General features: G+C 56.6%; 15 protein-coding genes. 14 read left to right on the top strand and 1 reads right to left on the bottom strand.

From position 1 onward, the window contains the following. The first annotated feature begins 224 nt into the window (after positions 1–224). Genes cysJ through cysH form a run of 3 tightly spaced genes read left to right on the top strand, consistent with a single transcriptional unit; the run spans position 225 to position 4,492 of the window. A complete protein-coding gene (gene cysJ / locus JTA15_RS12950; protein WP_219372375.1) occupies positions 225–2,030 on the top strand; it encodes an NADPH-dependent assimilatory sulfite reductase flavoprotein subunit in 1,806 nt (601 codons plus the stop codon). Further along, the gene (gene cysI, locus JTA15_RS12945; RefSeq protein WP_014171402.1) at positions 2,030–3,742 is read left to right on the top strand and encodes an assimilatory sulfite reductase (NADPH) hemoprotein subunit; all 1,713 of its coding nucleotides are present in this window, start codon (positions 2,030–2,032) and stop codon (positions 3,740–3,742) included. The genes cysJ and cysI overlap by 1 nt, the downstream gene beginning before the upstream one ends. A gap of 15 nt (positions 3,743–3,757) precedes the next feature. Then, positions 3,758–4,492 (top strand): phosphoadenosine phosphosulfate reductase, encoded by a 735-nt coding sequence (cysH, locus tag JTA15_RS12940; RefSeq protein ID WP_014171401.1) that lies wholly within the window; start codon positions 3,758–3,760, stop codon positions 4,490–4,492. A 54-nt stretch (positions 4,493–4,546) separates the two neighbouring features. Here the strand turns inward: cysH and JTA15_RS12935 are convergent, their stop codons facing one another. After that, positions 4,547–5,590, bottom strand: a complete 1,044-nt coding sequence (locus tag JTA15_RS12935) for an aminopeptidase (RefSeq protein ID WP_020883813.1) — start codon at positions 5,588–5,590, stop codon at positions 4,547–4,549. Between the two features lie 246 nt (positions 5,591–5,836). Between JTA15_RS12935 and cysG the strand changes: the two genes are divergently transcribed. The 11 genes from cysG (at position 5,837) to JTA15_RS12880 (ending at position 14,623) form a co-directional block, all read left to right on the top strand. After that, entirely contained in the window at positions 5,837–7,186 is a 1,350-nt protein-coding gene (gene cysG, locus JTA15_RS12930; protein WP_219373257.1) for a siroheme synthase CysG, read from the top strand. A 9-nt stretch (positions 7,187–7,195) separates the two neighbouring features. Continuing rightward, positions 7,196–8,104: a sulfate adenylyltransferase subunit CysD gene (gene cysD, locus JTA15_RS12925; protein ID WP_022649190.1), complete on the top strand. Its 909-nt coding sequence runs from the start codon at positions 7,196–7,198 to the stop codon at positions 8,102–8,104. A 9-nt stretch (positions 8,105–8,113) separates the two neighbouring features. Continuing rightward, positions 8,114–9,538 (top strand): sulfate adenylyltransferase subunit CysN, encoded by a 1,425-nt coding sequence (cysN, locus tag JTA15_RS12920; RefSeq protein ID WP_020883815.1) that lies wholly within the window; start codon positions 8,114–8,116, stop codon positions 9,536–9,538. After that, on the top strand, positions 9,538–10,143 hold the full coding sequence (gene cysC, locus JTA15_RS12915; protein ID WP_014171397.1) for an adenylyl-sulfate kinase: 606 nt from the start codon (positions 9,538–9,540) through the stop codon (positions 10,141–10,143). Before cysN ends, cysC begins: the two co-directional genes overlap by 1 nt. 58 nt (positions 10,144–10,201) lie before the next feature. Then, entirely contained in the window at positions 10,202–10,528 is a 327-nt protein-coding gene (locus JTA15_RS12910) for a DUF3561 family protein (protein WP_014171396.1), read from the top strand. Between the two features lie 166 nt (positions 10,529–10,694). Continuing rightward, positions 10,695–11,006 carry a cell division protein FtsB gene (gene ftsB, locus JTA15_RS12905; protein WP_008499609.1) on the top strand — a complete coding sequence of 104 codons (312 nt, stop codon included), beginning with the start codon at positions 10,695–10,697 and terminating at the stop codon, positions 11,004–11,006. A gap of 19 nt (positions 11,007–11,025) precedes the next feature. After that, positions 11,026–11,736, top strand: a complete 711-nt coding sequence (gene ispD, locus JTA15_RS12900; protein ID WP_219372374.1) for a 2-C-methyl-D-erythritol 4-phosphate cytidylyltransferase — start codon at positions 11,026–11,028, stop codon at positions 11,734–11,736. Beyond that, positions 11,736–12,215, top strand: a complete 480-nt coding sequence (ispF, locus tag JTA15_RS12895) for a 2-C-methyl-D-erythritol 2,4-cyclodiphosphate synthase (protein ID WP_014171394.1) — start codon at positions 11,736–11,738, stop codon at positions 12,213–12,215. The genes ispD and ispF overlap by 1 nt, the downstream gene beginning before the upstream one ends. Continuing rightward, entirely contained in the window at positions 12,212–13,261 is a 1,050-nt protein-coding gene (truD, locus tag JTA15_RS12890) for a tRNA pseudouridine(13) synthase TruD (RefSeq protein ID WP_014171393.1), read from the top strand. The genes ispF and truD overlap by 4 nt, the downstream gene beginning before the upstream one ends. After that, entirely contained in the window at positions 13,242–14,003 is a 762-nt protein-coding gene (gene surE, locus JTA15_RS12885) for a 5'/3'-nucleotidase SurE (RefSeq protein ID WP_020883819.1), read from the top strand. Before truD ends, surE begins: the two co-directional genes overlap by 20 nt. Further along, positions 13,997–14,623 carry a protein-L-isoaspartate(D-aspartate) O-methyltransferase gene (locus JTA15_RS12880; RefSeq protein WP_020883820.1) on the top strand — a complete coding sequence of 209 codons (627 nt, stop codon included), beginning with the start codon at positions 13,997–13,999 and terminating at the stop codon, positions 14,621–14,623. Before surE ends, JTA15_RS12880 begins: the two co-directional genes overlap by 7 nt. Positions 14,624–14,676 lie beyond the last annotated feature (53 nt).

Genomic DNA, 14,676 nt, shown 5'->3' with positions numbered 1-14,676 from the left:
CCGCAACGTGGTGCATACGAGAAAGGACTACTGTTTTATGATTAAATTTCAATGGGTTAGTTAATCGTTTTTATCGCTAAGAACGATAACTAAAACAGGTTAGTCCATTTGGTTATTTATTATTTCCATCCCTTCTTTAATTGTTATTATCCTCGCCGTTAACCTTATCTTCAGTTTGGATTTATTCGCTTAAAGTCCGCTTGGCTACTGGAACATAACGACGCATGACAACACAGGCCCCACCTTCAAATTTGCTTCCCCTGAACCCGGAGCAACTGGCGCGCCTTCAGGCTGCCACCTCTGATTTTTCTCTCACCCAGCTTGCCTGGGTCTCCGGCTATTTCTGGGGAATGCTTAACCAGCAACCGGGCGCTGTGGCTGCTGCACCGGCAACTGCGGTAGAAATTCCGGCAATTACGCTGATTTCTGCTTCGCAGACGGGCAATGCTCGCCGTGTGGCCGAAGCGCTGCGCGACGACCTGCTGGCCGCCAAACTGAACGTGAACCTGGTGAACGCCGGGGACTATAAATTCAAACAGATCGCGTCCGAAAAACTGCTGGTGGTGGTGGCTTCAACCCAGGGTGAGGGTGAGCCGGCTGAAGAAGCGGTGGCCCTGCATAAGTTCCTGTTCTCGAAAAAAGCCCCAAAACTGAACGGGACGGCGTTCGCCGTGTTTGGCCTGGGCGACACCTCCTACGAATTTTTCTGCCAGTCCGGTAAAGATTTCGACAGCAAACTGGCGGAACTGGGCGCTGAGCGCCTGCTGGACCGCGTTGATGCGGATGTGGAATACCAGACCGCCGCCGCTGAATGGCGTGCGCGCATCGTTGACGTGCTGAAAGCGCGCGTGCCGAAAGAGACCCCAGCGCAGGCTGCCGTCACCGCGGCGGGTGCAGTCAATGATATTCACACCAGCCCGTATACCAAAGAGGCACCACTGGCAGCGAGCCTGGCGGTTAATCAGAAAATTACCGGTCGCGCCTCTGAGAAAGACGTGCGGCATATTGAAATCGATCTCGGTGATTCCGGTCTGCGTTACCAGCCGGGCGATGCACTTGGGATCTGGTACCAGAACGATCCGGCGCTGGTTAAAGAGCTGGTTGAACTGCTGTGGCTGAAAGGCGATGAGCCTGTCACCGTCGACGGTAAAACGCAGCCGCTCTCTGAGGCGCTGCAGTGGCATTTCGAGCTGACGGTCAACACGCCAAACATCGTTGAAAATTACGCCACCTTAACGCGCAGTGAATCGCTGCTGCCCCTGGTGGGGGATAAGGCGAAGCTGCAGCATTACGCCGCGACGACGCCGATTGTCGATATGGTGCGTTTCTCTCCGGCACAGCTGGATGCGGATGCGCTAATTGCCCTGCTGCGTCCGCTGACGCCGCGCCTCTACTCCATTGCCTCTTCGCAGGCAGAAGTGGAGAGCGAAGTGCATATCACCGTGGGCGTGGTGCGTTATGACATCGAAGGCCGTGCCCGTGCGGGCGGGGCATCAAGCTTCCTGGCCGATCGCGTGGAGGAAGACGGTGAAGTGCGCGTGTTTATCGAGCACAACGACAACTTCCGTCTGCCTGCGAACCCGGAAACACCGGTCATCATGATTGGGCCGGGGACCGGTATTGCACCATTCCGCGCCTTTATGCAGCAGCGCGCTGCAGATGAGGCGCCAGGTAAAAACTGGTTGTTCTTCGGCAACCCGCACTTTACGGAAGATTTCCTCTACCAGGTTGAGTGGCAGCGTTACGTCAAAGAAGGCGTCCTGACGCGCATCGACCTGGCCTGGTCCCGCGATCAGCAAGAAAAAGTATACGTACAAGACAAACTGCGCGAACAGGGCGCAGAGCTGTGGCGCTGGATCAATGACGGTGCCCACATTTATGTCTGCGGCGACGCCAATCGCATGGCGAAAGACGTTGAGCAGGCATTGCTGGAAGTGATTGCCGAATTCGGCGGTATGGATGCCGAAACGGCGGATGAATTTTTAAGTGAGCTGCGCGTTGAGCGCCGTTATCAGCGAGATGTCTACTAATGAGCGAAAAACATCCAGGGCCACTGGTGGTCGAAGGTAAACTGACAGACGCCGAGCGCATGAAGCTGGAAAGCAACTATCTGCGCGGCACCATTGCTGAAGATCTGAATGACGGTCTCACTGGCGGCTTTAAAGGCGACAACTTTCTGCTGATCCGTTTCCACGGTATGTATCAGCAGGACGACCGTGATATCCGCGCCGAACGTGCAGAACAGAAGCTGGAGCCGCGTCATGCGATGCTGCTGCGCTGCCGTCTTCCGGGCGGGGTGATCACCACGAAACAGTGGCAGGCGATCGATAAGTTTGCGGGTGAAAATACCCTTTATGGCAGCATCCGTCTGACCAACCGTCAGACCTTCCAGTTCCACGGCATTCTGAAGAAGAACGTGAAGCCGGTACACCAGATGCTGCACTCTGTCGGGCTGGACGCGCTGGCCACGGCCAACGACATGAACCGTAACGTGCTCTGCACCTCGAACCCGTATGAGTCCGAGCTGCACGCCGAAGCCTATGAGTGGGCGAAGAAGATCTCTGAGCACCTGCTGCCACGCACCCGCGCCTATGCGGAGATCTGGCTCGATCAGGAAAAAGTGGCCACCACCGACGAAGAACCGATCCTCGGCCAGACCTATCTGCCGCGTAAGTTCAAAACTACCGTGGTGATCCCGCCGCAGAACGATATCGATCTGCACGCCAACGACATGAACTTCGTGGCGATTGCCGAAAATGGCAAGCTGGTGGGCTTTAACCTGCTGGTGGGCGGCGGTCTCTCCATCGAACACGGTAACAAGAAAACCTACGCCCGCACCGCAAGCGAGTTTGGTTTCCTGCCGCTGGAGCACACGCTGGCCGTGGCTGAAGCGGTTGTCACCACGCAGCGCGACTGGGGTAACCGTACGGACCGTAAAAACGCGAAAACCAAATACACCCTGGAGCGCGTGGGCGTAGAGACGTTCAAAGCGGAAGTGGAGCGTCGCGCGGGGATTAAGTTTGAGCCGATCCGTCCGTATGAATTTACGGGACGTGGCGATCGTATTGGCTGGGTCAAAGGCATCGACAATAAATGGCATCTGACGCTGTTTATTGAAAACGGCCGTATTCTTGATTATCCGGGCCGCCCGCTGAAAACCGGTCTGCTGGAAATTGCGAAGATCCATAAAGGTGAATTCCGTATCACCGCTAACCAGAACCTGATCGTTGCCGGCGTGCCGGAAAGCCAGAAAGCGAAGATTGAGAAACTGGCGCGCGACCATGGGTTGATGGACGCGGTGAAGCCTCAGCGTGAAAACTCAATGGCCTGCGTGTCGTTCCCGACCTGCCCGCTGGCGATGGCGGAAGCAGAGCGTTTCCTGCCGTCATTCACCGATAAGGTGGAAGCGATTCTGGAAAAACACGGTATTCCGGACGAGCATATTGTTATGCGTGTCACCGGCTGCCCGAACGGCTGTGGCCGTGCGATGCTGGCCGAGCTGGGTCTGGTGGGTAAAGCGCCGGGTCGCTATAACCTGCACCTCGGCGGCAACCGTATCGGAACGCGTATTCCGCGCATGTTCCGTGAGAACATCACCGAGCCGGAAATTCTTGATTCTATCGACGAGCTCGTCGGGCGCTGGGCGAAAGAGCGCGAAGCGGGTGAAGGCTTCGGCGACTTTACGGTGCGTGCGGGCATTATTCGCCCGGTGCTCGATCCCGCAAGGGATTTCTGGGAGTAAACACGAGAGGTAATTATGTCCGTACTCGATCTAAACGCCCTAAACGAATTGCCAAAAGTCGATCGCATTCTGGCGCTGGCAGAAACCAATGCGCAGCTTGAAAAGCTCGACGCCGAAGGCCGCGTGGCATGGGCCCTGGAAAACCTGCCGGGTGATTATGTGCTCTCGTCGAGTTTTGGTATTCAGGCAGCGGTGAGTTTGCATCTGGTGAACCAGATTCGTCCGGACATTCCGGTGATCCTGACCGATACCGGCTACCTGTTCCCGGAAACCTACCAGTTTATCGATGAGCTGACGGACAAGCTCGGGCTGAACCTGAAGGTCTACCGCGCGGAGCAAAGCGCGGCCTGGCAGGAGGCGCGGTATGGCAAGCTGTGGGAACAGGGCGTTGAAGGCATTGAGAAATACAATGAGATCAACAAGGTCGAGCCGATGAACCGGGCGCTGAAAGAGCTTAACGCGCAGACCTGGTTTGCGGGGTTACGCCGCGAGCAGTCCGGAAGTCGCGCCACGCTCCCGGTGCTGGCGGTTCAGCGCGGGGTGTTTAAAGTGCTGCCGATCATCGACTGGGATAACCGTACGGTTTACCAGTACCTGCAAAAACACGGACTGAAATACCACCCGCTCTGGGACCAGGGTTATCTGTCAGTGGGCGATACCCATACCACGCGTAAATGGGAACCGGGCATGGCGGAAGAAGAGACGCGATTCTTTGGACTCAAGCGCGAGTGCGGATTGCACGAAGGGTAAATTATGTTCCCTTTTCCCTCACCCTCTTACAAAGGGTGAGGGACATGTTCTGTTCTACGCTTTCCCTGCTTTTGCCAGCTCTTTCACCAGCGGCAGCATCACTTTAACCACATCCCGACTGCGATGTTCAACTCGCTGCGGCAGTGCGCTATCAATATGCTGCTGATTATCCAGCAGCACGTTATGCCAGCTCGTCCCGTCCGGGAAAGCCTTCGATTTCACCCGCTGCTGATAACCGTCTTTCTTACCCAGCATCCAGTTAGTGGCTTCCACGTACAGAACAGGAATGCCCGCTTTATCGAACACTTCACCATCGTTACAGCAGCCGGTTCCGCGAGGATAATCGGGATTCCCGCCCGGGTTGCTGGTGGCATACACCCCATGGCTGCGGGCAATCGCCAGCGCGCGGTCGCGCGTCAGTTTACGCACGGTACCCGGCGTACTCTGTCCGCTGTTGAAATAGAGCTTATCGCCGACGATCAGGTTATCGAGGTTAATCACCAGCAGCGTATTTTTCCTCTCCTCGGCACTCATGCGTTTCAGGAGATTCTCCGCGCCAAGTTTTCCCTCTTCTTCACCGCTGGTAGCAACGAAACGGATCCCGTATTGGGTTGGAATGTCTTTCATTCGCTCTGCCAGTTCGAGCATCACGCCCAGACCCGCCGCGTTATCGTCCAGCCCCTGTAACGTCAGCCCGCCGAGATTATTGTCGGTATCGGCGTCGCTCATTGGCGCGTAGGTGTCCAGGTGCGCCATGATAATGATCTGTTCCGCCGCGCTACCTTCATGCGCCGCAATGACCGTACTGCCGGTCACGTTATGCCAGTTTTTTGTTTTATTGCGCGAGGTATAGACGTAGCGGCTGTGAAACGATCGGATATCGCTCTGGTATCCCATGTCAGCAAATTGCTGGCGAATATAATCGGCGGAAAGCATTTCCGCTGGCGTGCCGGTCATACGACCCGGAAAGACGGTCGCAATATGCCGCGCCTGCATATTCGCGATTTCACCATAGGGCTGATTTTTTGCCTGGGCCGGAAGGATAAAGCAAACGCCGAGCGCCAGGGCAGCGATACGGTGGCGCGTTGCGGAAAACATAGTGAGTCCTTAAAAACAGAGCAAAATTTTAACCCGCCTAGTATGAAACTGTGATCGACCATACACAATTTGAATTGCTCTTAAATGCCCGAAAATTCGCGTGTTAAGCACTTTTTGATCTTTGCTTTTCCACGGCGTTATTCCATTGAGTAACTACTCATTCCAATTCGTAATTTCATTCGATCTAAGCCGCCCCCTATAGTCCCACTATTCCTTGTTGTTAGTGAGTTGTAGCTTGTGGACTATCTGCCCCTTTTTGCCGCGATAAAAGACAGACCTGTGCTGGTAGTCGGCACCGGTGAGGTTGCCGATCGCAAAATCGCGTTTCTGCAGCGAGCGGGGGCGCAGGTACGGATAGTCGACGAGGCGGATTTCGACGAGTCGCAAATCGACACCGTGGTGCTGGTGATTGCGGCAACCGACAACCGCGAGCTCAACCGCCGTATTTCAGAGGCGGCTCAGGCCCGTCACCGTCTGGTGAACGTGGTGGACGATCGGCCGCTGTGTTCGTTTATCTTCCCGTCGATTGTTGACCGTTCGCCATTGCTGGTGGCCATCTCCTCCGGCGGGACCGCGCCGGTGCTGGCACGCGTGCTGCGGGAAAAAATCGAAGCGCTTTTGCCTACCAGCCTTGGGCGGATGGCGGAGAAAGCGAGCTTCTGGCGTAACCATCTGAAAACGCGCCTGACCAGCGTGACGGAACGCCGTCGCTTCTGGGAGCGCGTGTTCCGCGGCCGATTTGCCAGCCTGATGCATGCCGGAAATGAAACGGCGGCGCAGCAGATCCTCGAAGATGAGCTGGATAACCCTGGCAGTAGCGGCGGCGAGATCATTCTGGTCGGTGCGGGGCCGGGTGATGCCGGGCTGCTGACCCTGCGCGGCCTGCAGGTGCTTCAGGATGCCGATGTGGTGTTCTACGACCATCTGGTCACCGACGGGGTGCGCGAATTGATTCGCCGTGACGCAGAACAAATCTGCGTTGGCAAACGGGCGGGCGAGCACTCTGTACCGCAGCATGACACCAACCAGATGCTGGTGGCGGCGGCAAAAGCGGGCAAAACGGTGGTGCGGCTTAAAGGTGGCGACCCGTTTATCTTTGGTCGCGGCGGGGAAGAGCTGCAGGCGGCGGCTGAAGCGGGCGTGCCGTTCCAGGTCGTCCCGGGTATCACGGCGGCTTCCGCAGTGACGGCCTACGCCGGTATACCGCTTACTCACCGCGATTATGCCCAGAGCGTGACCTTTGTCACGGGCCATTACAAGGCGGACAGCACCCCGTTAGACTGGTCGCATCTGGCCCAGAGTCGTCAGACGCTGGCTATCTATATGGGCACGATGAAGGCGGCGGACATCAGTGAACAACTTATTCAACACGGTCGAGAGGCAACCACGCCGGTCGCCGTGATTTCTCGCGGCACGCGCGTCGATCAGCATGTGGCTATCGGTACGCTACAGGATCTTGCCACCCTGGCGAAAGAGGCCCCTATGCCCGCGCTTATCGTGGTAGGGGAAGTGGTGCACCTGCACAGCACACTCGCCTGGTTTCAACATACAACAGACTCAGAGGGGTTTGGCTCCTCTGTGGTGAATCTGGCTTAAGGAACGGTTATGGACCAAAAACGACTTACTCACCTGCGGCAGCTCGAAGCGGAAAGTATCCATATTATCCGCGAAGTGGCAGCCGAATTCTCTAACCCGGTGATGATGTATTCCATCGGTAAAGATTCCAGCGTGATGCTACACCTGGCGCGTAAAGCGTTTTACCCGGGTACGCTGCCGTTCCCGCTGCTGCACGTTGATACCGGCTGGAAATTCCGTGAAATGTATGAATTCCGCGACCGTACGGCAAAAGCCTACGGCTGCGAACTGCTGGTGCATAAAAACCCGGAAGGGGTGGCGATGGGCATTAACCCGTTCGTGCACGGTAGTGCCAAACACACGGACATCATGAAAACCGAAGGGCTGAAGCAGGCGCTGAACAAATACGGTTTTGACGCGGCCTTCGGCGGCGCACGTCGTGACGAAGAAAAATCCCGTGCGAAAGAGCGTATCTACTCTTTCCGCGACCGCTTCCACCGCTGGGATCCAAAAAACCAGCGTCCGGAGCTGTGGCATAACTACAACGGCCAGATCAACAAGGGCGAAAGCATTCGCGTGTTCCCGCTCTCCAACTGGACCGAGCTGGATATCTGGCAGTACATCTATCTGGAAAATATCGAGATCGTGCCGCTGTACCTGGCCGCTGAACGTCCGGTGCTGGAGCGTGACGGCATGCTGATGATGATCGATGACGATCGCATCAACCTGCAGCCAGGCGAAGTGATCAAAAAACAGATGGTGCGTTTCCGTACCCTCGGCTGCTGGCCATTGACCGGTGCCGTGGAGTCCAGTGCGCAGACGCTGCCGGAGATCATTGAAGAGATGCTGGTGTCGACCACCAGTGAGCGACAGGGCCGCGTGATTGACCGCGACCAGGCAGGCTCCATGGAGCTGAAGAAACGTCAGGGTTATTTCTAAGGAGCCGCCATGAACACGACCATTGCTCAACAAATTGCCAATGAAGGCGGCGTAGAAGCTTATCTGCACGCGCAACAACACAAAAGCCTGCTGCGCTTTCTGACCTGCGGCAGCGTCGATGACGGGAAAAGCACGCTGATCGGCCGTCTGCTGCACGATACGCGACAGATTTACGAAGATCAGCTCTCTTCCCTGCACAATGACAGTAAACGTCATGGTACCCAGGGCGAGAAACTCGACCTGGCGCTGCTGGTGGACGGCCTGCAGGCCGAGCGCGAGCAGGGCATCACCATTGATGTGGCGTATCGCTATTTCTCCACCGAGAAGCGCAAATTTATTATTGCCGACACCCCGGGGCACGAGCAGTACACCCGTAACATGGCGACCGGTGCGTCTACCTGTGAACTGGCGATCCTGCTGATTGACGCCCGTAAAGGGGTACTGGATCAGACTCGTCGCCACAGCTTTATCTCCACGTTGCTGGGGATCAAACACCTGGTGGTGGCGGTCAACAAAATGGATCTGGTGAACTTCAGCGAAGAGAAGTTTGATGAGATCCGCCAGAGTTACCTGACGTTTGCTGAACAGCTGCCGGGTAACCTGGATATTCGCTTTGTGCCGCTCTCTGCGCTGGAAGGCGACAACGTGGCTTCCCAGAGCGCGAACATGCCGTGGTATAGCGGCCCGACGCTGCTCGAAGTGCTGGAAACCGTGGAGATCCAGCGCGTGGTCGACACCCAGCCGATGCGCTTCCCGGTTCAGTACGTTAACCGTCCTAACCTTGATTTCCGCGGTTTCTCCGGCACTATCGCGTCGGGCACCGTGGCGGTCGGTCAGCGCGTTAAAGTTCTGCCGTCTGGTGTGGAATCCACCATCAGCCGTATCGTCACCTTTGATGGCGATCTGCCGCAAGCCGGTGCGGGTGAAGCGGTCACGCTGGTATTGAAAGATGAAATTGATATCAGCCGCGGCGATCTGCTGGTGGACGCTCAGGAGACGCTGGCAGCGGTGCAGGGGGCTTCCGTTGATGTGGTGTGGATGGCTGAACAACCGCTGAGCGCCGGTCAGAGCTACGACATTAAAATCGCGGGTAAGAAAACCCGTGCCCGCGTGGACGGTATCCAGTTCCAGGTGGACATCAATAACCTGACCCAGCGCGACGTCACCGAACTGCCGCTGAATGGCATTGGTCTGGTCGACGTGACCTTTGACGAGCCGCTGGTGCTGGATCCCTACCAGCAGAACCCGGTAACGGGTGGGCTGATCTTTATCGATCGCCTCTCCAACGTGACCGTGGGTGCCGGTATGGTGCGTGAGCCAAATGAACAGGCTACGGTGGCCTCTGAGTTCAGCGCTTTTGAGCTGGAGCTGAATGCGCTGGTGCGTAAGCACTTCCCGCACTGGGGTGCGCGCGATCTGCTGGGAGGCAAGTAATGGCCGCCCATGATGAGAACGTCGTCTGGCATCCTCATCCGGTCACCGTCGCGCAGCGCGAGAAACTTCACGGTCATCGTGGCGTGGTACTGTGGTTTACCGGGCTATCCGGCTCTGGTAAATCCACGGTAGCGGGCGCGCTGGAAGAGGCGCTACACCAGCAGGGGGTCAGTACCTACCTGCTGGATGGCGACAATGTGCGCCACGGCCTGTGCAGCGATTTGGGCTTCAGCGACGACGATCGTAAAGAGAATATTCGCAGGGTGGGGGAAGTGGCCAGCCTGATGGCGGATGCCGGGTTAGTGGTACTGACCGCGTTTATCTCACCGCATCGTGCCGAACGCCAGATGGTGCGCGAGCGCGTCGGGCAGGATCGCTTTATCGAAGTGTTTGTTGATACGCCGCTGGAAATTTGCGAAGCGCGCGATCCCAAAGGGCTATATAAGAAAGCGCGTGCGGGAGAGCTGCGAAACTTCACCGGCATTGACTCGGTGTACGAAGCGCCTGAATCGCCTGAAATTCACCTGGAAGGTCAACAATTGGTAACAAATTTAGTAAGCCAATTATTAGACCTGCTCAGACGGGACGATATTATCAGATCCTGAGACGGTATCGTTCGGGAGCTGTCTTCCCGAACGATGAGTCACGGTCACAGGATCAGCTATGCGCAACAGTGAGAACTACATTATTACCACCGGGTCGGAGCCGTTAGCGACCGACGACGAGACGACCTGGTCCTTTCCTGGGGCCATAGTCGGCTTCGTCTCGTGGTTGCTGGCCCTGGGCATCCCTTTTCTTATCTACGGCGGTAATACGCTGTTCTTCTTTCTCTATACCTGGCCTTTCTTCCTGGCGCTGATGCCTGTGGCGGTTGTCGTCGGTATTGCGCTGCACTCGCTGCTTAATGGCAAACTCCTTTACAGTACCGTGGTCACGATTGTGACGGTGGTTCTGATGTTTGGTCTGTTATTTTTGTGGCTCATGGGCTAACTTCAGCCATAATTCAAACCGTAAACAACTGTGTGACGATATTGAGCAAGGCGATTCTGCGGAAAAAATGTGGTACATTTGCCCGCGATGTTGCGGCATCTCTGTTACCCCGGCAAAAAGATCTGGGGGCGTTTTGGGATGATGATGCCGTTTTTCAGGGGGCAGGATGGGTAAACTAACGCTGCTGTTGCTGGCTTTGCTGATCTGGCTGCAATATTCGCTGTGGTTCGGTAAAAACGGACTGCACGACTATAGCCGGGTAAGCGATGACGTCGCGGCTCAGCAGGCAACAAACGCCAAACTTAAGGCGCGAAACGATCAACTCTTTGCTGAAATTGATGACCTCAATGGCGGGCAAGAGGCGATTGAGGAACGCGCACGCAATGAACTCAGTATGACTAAGCCGGGCGAAACTTTTTATCGTCTGGTTCCGGATGCGTCTAAACGCAATCAGGGCTCAGCACAAAACAATCGATAATCAGGCCCAGGATTACGACATGGCAGTAACTTTTTCGGACGTATGCGCCGTGGTGCCGGCTGCGGGTTTTGGCCGGCGCATGCAGACAGAATGTCCCAAGCAATACCTCTCTATTGGCGATAAAACGATCCTCGAACACTCTGTGGCGGCGCTGCTGGCGCATCCGCGGGTGACGCGCGTGATTATCGCTATCAGCCCGGGTGATGCGCGTTTCGCGCAGTTACCGCTGGCAAATCATCCGCAGATTACCATTGTTGACGGCGGCGCCGAGCGTGCCGATTCCGTGCTGGCGGGCATTCAGGCTGCCGGTGAGGCACCATGGGTTCTGGTCCATGACGCTGCCCGTCCGTGCCTGCATCAGGATGACCTTGCGCGCCTGCTGGCGCTTAGCGAAACCAGCCGGGTAGGCGGTATTCTTGCCGCCCCGGTACGCGACACGATGAAGCGCGCTGAGCCGGGCAAGCAGGCTATCGCACACACCGTTGAGCGCGTCGATTTATGGCACGCGCTGACCCCCCAATTTTTCCCCCGAGAATTACTCCACGACTGCTTAACGCGTGCGCTTAAAGAAGGTGCGACCATCACGGACGAAGCCTCGGCGCTGGAGTATTGCGGTTTCCATCCTGAGCTGGTTGAAGGACGCGCTGATAATATAAAAGTGACGCGTCCGGAAGATTTACAGCTCGCGGAATTTTATCTTACCCGTTCGACCCATCAGGAGAAGGCATAATGCGAATTGGACACGGTTTTGATGTACACGCCTTTGGCGGAGAAGGCCCAATTATCATTGGCGGCGTACGCATTCCTTATGAAAAAGGGCTGCTTGCGCATTCTGATGGCGACGTAGCATTACATGCCCTGACCGATGCATTGCTGGGTGCTGCGGCACTGGGCGATATCGGTAAGCTGTTCCCGGACACTGACCCGGCCTTCAAAGGTGCGGACAGCCGTGCGCTGCTGCGTGAAGCCTGGCGTCGTATTCAGGCGAAAGGCTACACCCTCGGCAACGTGGATGTGACGATCATCGCTCAGGCCCCCAAAATGCTGCCGCATATCCCGCAGATGCGCGTGTTCATTGCAGAAGATCTCGGTTGCCACATGGATGATGTTAACGTCAAAGCGACGACAACAGAGAAACTGGGCTTTACCGGTCGCGGTGAAGGGATTGCCTGTGAGGCCGTGGCGCTGCTGGTGAAGGCAAGCCAATGACGGACTTCGACAACCTGACCTGGCTGCACGGTAAACCGCAGGGGAACGGGCTGCTGAAAGCCAGCCCTGAAGATTTTGTTGTGGTGGAAGACCTGGGATTCGCGCCGGATGGCGAAGGCGAACATATCCTGGTACGCATTCTGAAAAATGGCTGCAATACCCGTTTTGTGGCCGATGCGCTGGCAAAATTCCTCAAAATTCATGCCCGCGAAGTGAGCTTTGCCGGGCAGAAAGATAAACACGCCGTCACCGAACAGTGGCTCTGCGCGCGCGTGCCGGGTAATACGATGCCTGATTTAAGCAAATTTGAGCTTGAGGGCTGTAAGGTACTGGAATACGCGCGCCATAAGCGCAAACTGCGTCTGGGCGCGTTGAAGGGCAACCATTTTACGCTGGTACTGCGTGAGATTTCGGACCGTGACGATGTGGAAAAACGCCTGAACGCTATCAATGCGTGCGGCGTACCAAACTATTTTGGCGCACAGCGCTTTGGTATCGGCGGCAGCAACCTGCTCGGCGCACTGCGCTGGGCGCAAAGCGATGCCCCGGTTCGCGACAGGAATAAACGCAGTTTTTGGTTGTCGGCGGCCCGCAGTGCGTTGTTTAATCAGATTGTGAGCGAACGGCTGAAAAAACCGGACGCGAATCAAGTTGTTGTCGGCGATGCGCTACAATTAGCGGGACGCGGGAGTTGGTTTGTGGCAACGGCTGAAGAAATGGCCGATGTGCAGTCGCGCGTGGATACTCAAACGCTGATGATTACTGCAGCCTTGCCCGGCACGGGCGACTGGGGTACGCAGGGCGATGCGCTGGCTGCTGAGCAGTCTGCCGTCGCTGATATGCAGGCATTACAAACATTGCTGGTGCGGGAAAAAGTCGAGGCGGCACGCCGTGCGATGCTGCTCTATCCGCAACAGTTGAGCTGGAACTGGTGGGACGACGTAACCGTCGAGTTACGCTTCTGGCTGCCGGCAGGTAGCTTTGCCACCAGTGTTGTCAGGGAACTTATCAACACGTCGGGTGATTATGCGAATATTGCTGAGTAACGATGACGGGATCCATGCGCCGGGTATACAGACCCTGGCGAAACACCTTCGCGAATTTGCGGAAGTGCAGGTCGTGGCACCCGATCGTAACCGCAGTGGAGCGTCTAACTCTCTGACGCTGGAGTCGTCGCTTCGCACCTTTACCTTTGAAAATGGTGATATCGCCGTCCAGATGGGCACGCCGACCGACTGCGTTTTTCTGGGCGTGAACGCGCTGATGCGCCCGCGCCCGGACATCGTCGTCTCCGGTATTAACGCCGGGCCCAATCTTGGCGACGATGTGATTTACTCCGGAACCGTGGCCGCCGCCATGGAAGGGCGCCATCTGGGGTTCCCTGCACTGGCCGTTTCGTTAAACGGCCACACGCACTACGACACGGCGGCAGCGGTGACCTGTTCTCTCCTGCGGGCGCTCAATCGCGAGCCGCTGCGTACCGGGCGCATCCTCAATATTAACGTGCCGGATCTGCCGTTGAGTGAAATCAAAGGCATTCGCGTAACGCGTTGCGGAAGCCGACACCCGGCTGACCAGGTGATCCCGCAGCAGGATCCGCGTGGCAATACGCTTTACTGGATTGGTCCTCCTGGCGACAAGTGTGACGCCGGACCGGATACCGACTTTGCCGCCGTTGATGAAGGATATGTCTCGGTTACGCCGCTGCATGTAGATTTAACCGCGTATAGTGCGCATGATGTGGTGTCGGGTTGGCTGGATCGCGCAGGAGTGAACGCGCAATGGTAAGCAAACGTGTACAAACTCTTCTGGAACAGCTACGCGCTCAGGGGATCCGCGACGAGCATGTGCTCGACGCGCTCGCCCAGGTGCCGCGTGAGAAATTTGTAGACGAGGCGTTTGAACACAAAGCGTGGGAAAACGTGGCGCTGCCTATCGGGCAGGGTCAGACGATTTCACAGCCTTACATGGTGGCGCGTATGACGGAGCTGCTGGAGCTCACGCCCCATTCGCGCGTGCTGGAAATTGGCACCGGGTCGGGGTACCAAACCGCGATCCTGGCGCATCTGGTGCACCATGTCTGCTCCGTTGAGCGTATTAAAGGTTTGCAGTGGCAGGCGCGTCGTCGCCTGAAACAACTTGATTTACATAACGTTTCGACACGACACGGTGATGGATGGCAGGGTTGGCAGGCACGCGCCCCGTTTGACGCGATCATCGTGACGGCTGCTCCACCTGAAATTCCCGCTGCTCTGTTATCGCAGCTGGATGAAGGCGGCATTCTTGTTCTGCCTGTCGGGGACGAGCAACAGCTCCTGAAGCGCGTTCGTCGGCGTGGCGGCGAGTTTATTATCGATACCGTGGAAGCCGTGCGCTTTGTTCCTCTGGTAAAGGGGGAGTTGGCCTGAGACTCAGAATTATCCAGGGTTATTAAGGCAAATTCAGCGTATGGTGTGGCGCG

It is taken from the genome of Enterobacter sp. BIDMC 29 (assembly GCF_019378755.1).
In the GTDB taxonomy this organism is placed as follows: domain Bacteria; phylum Pseudomonadota; class Gammaproteobacteria; order Enterobacterales; family Enterobacteriaceae; genus Enterobacter; species Enterobacter ludwigii.
The sequence above is the reverse complement of the archived record's forward strand: the minus strand, read 5'-3'. Positions and strand labels throughout refer to the sequence as shown.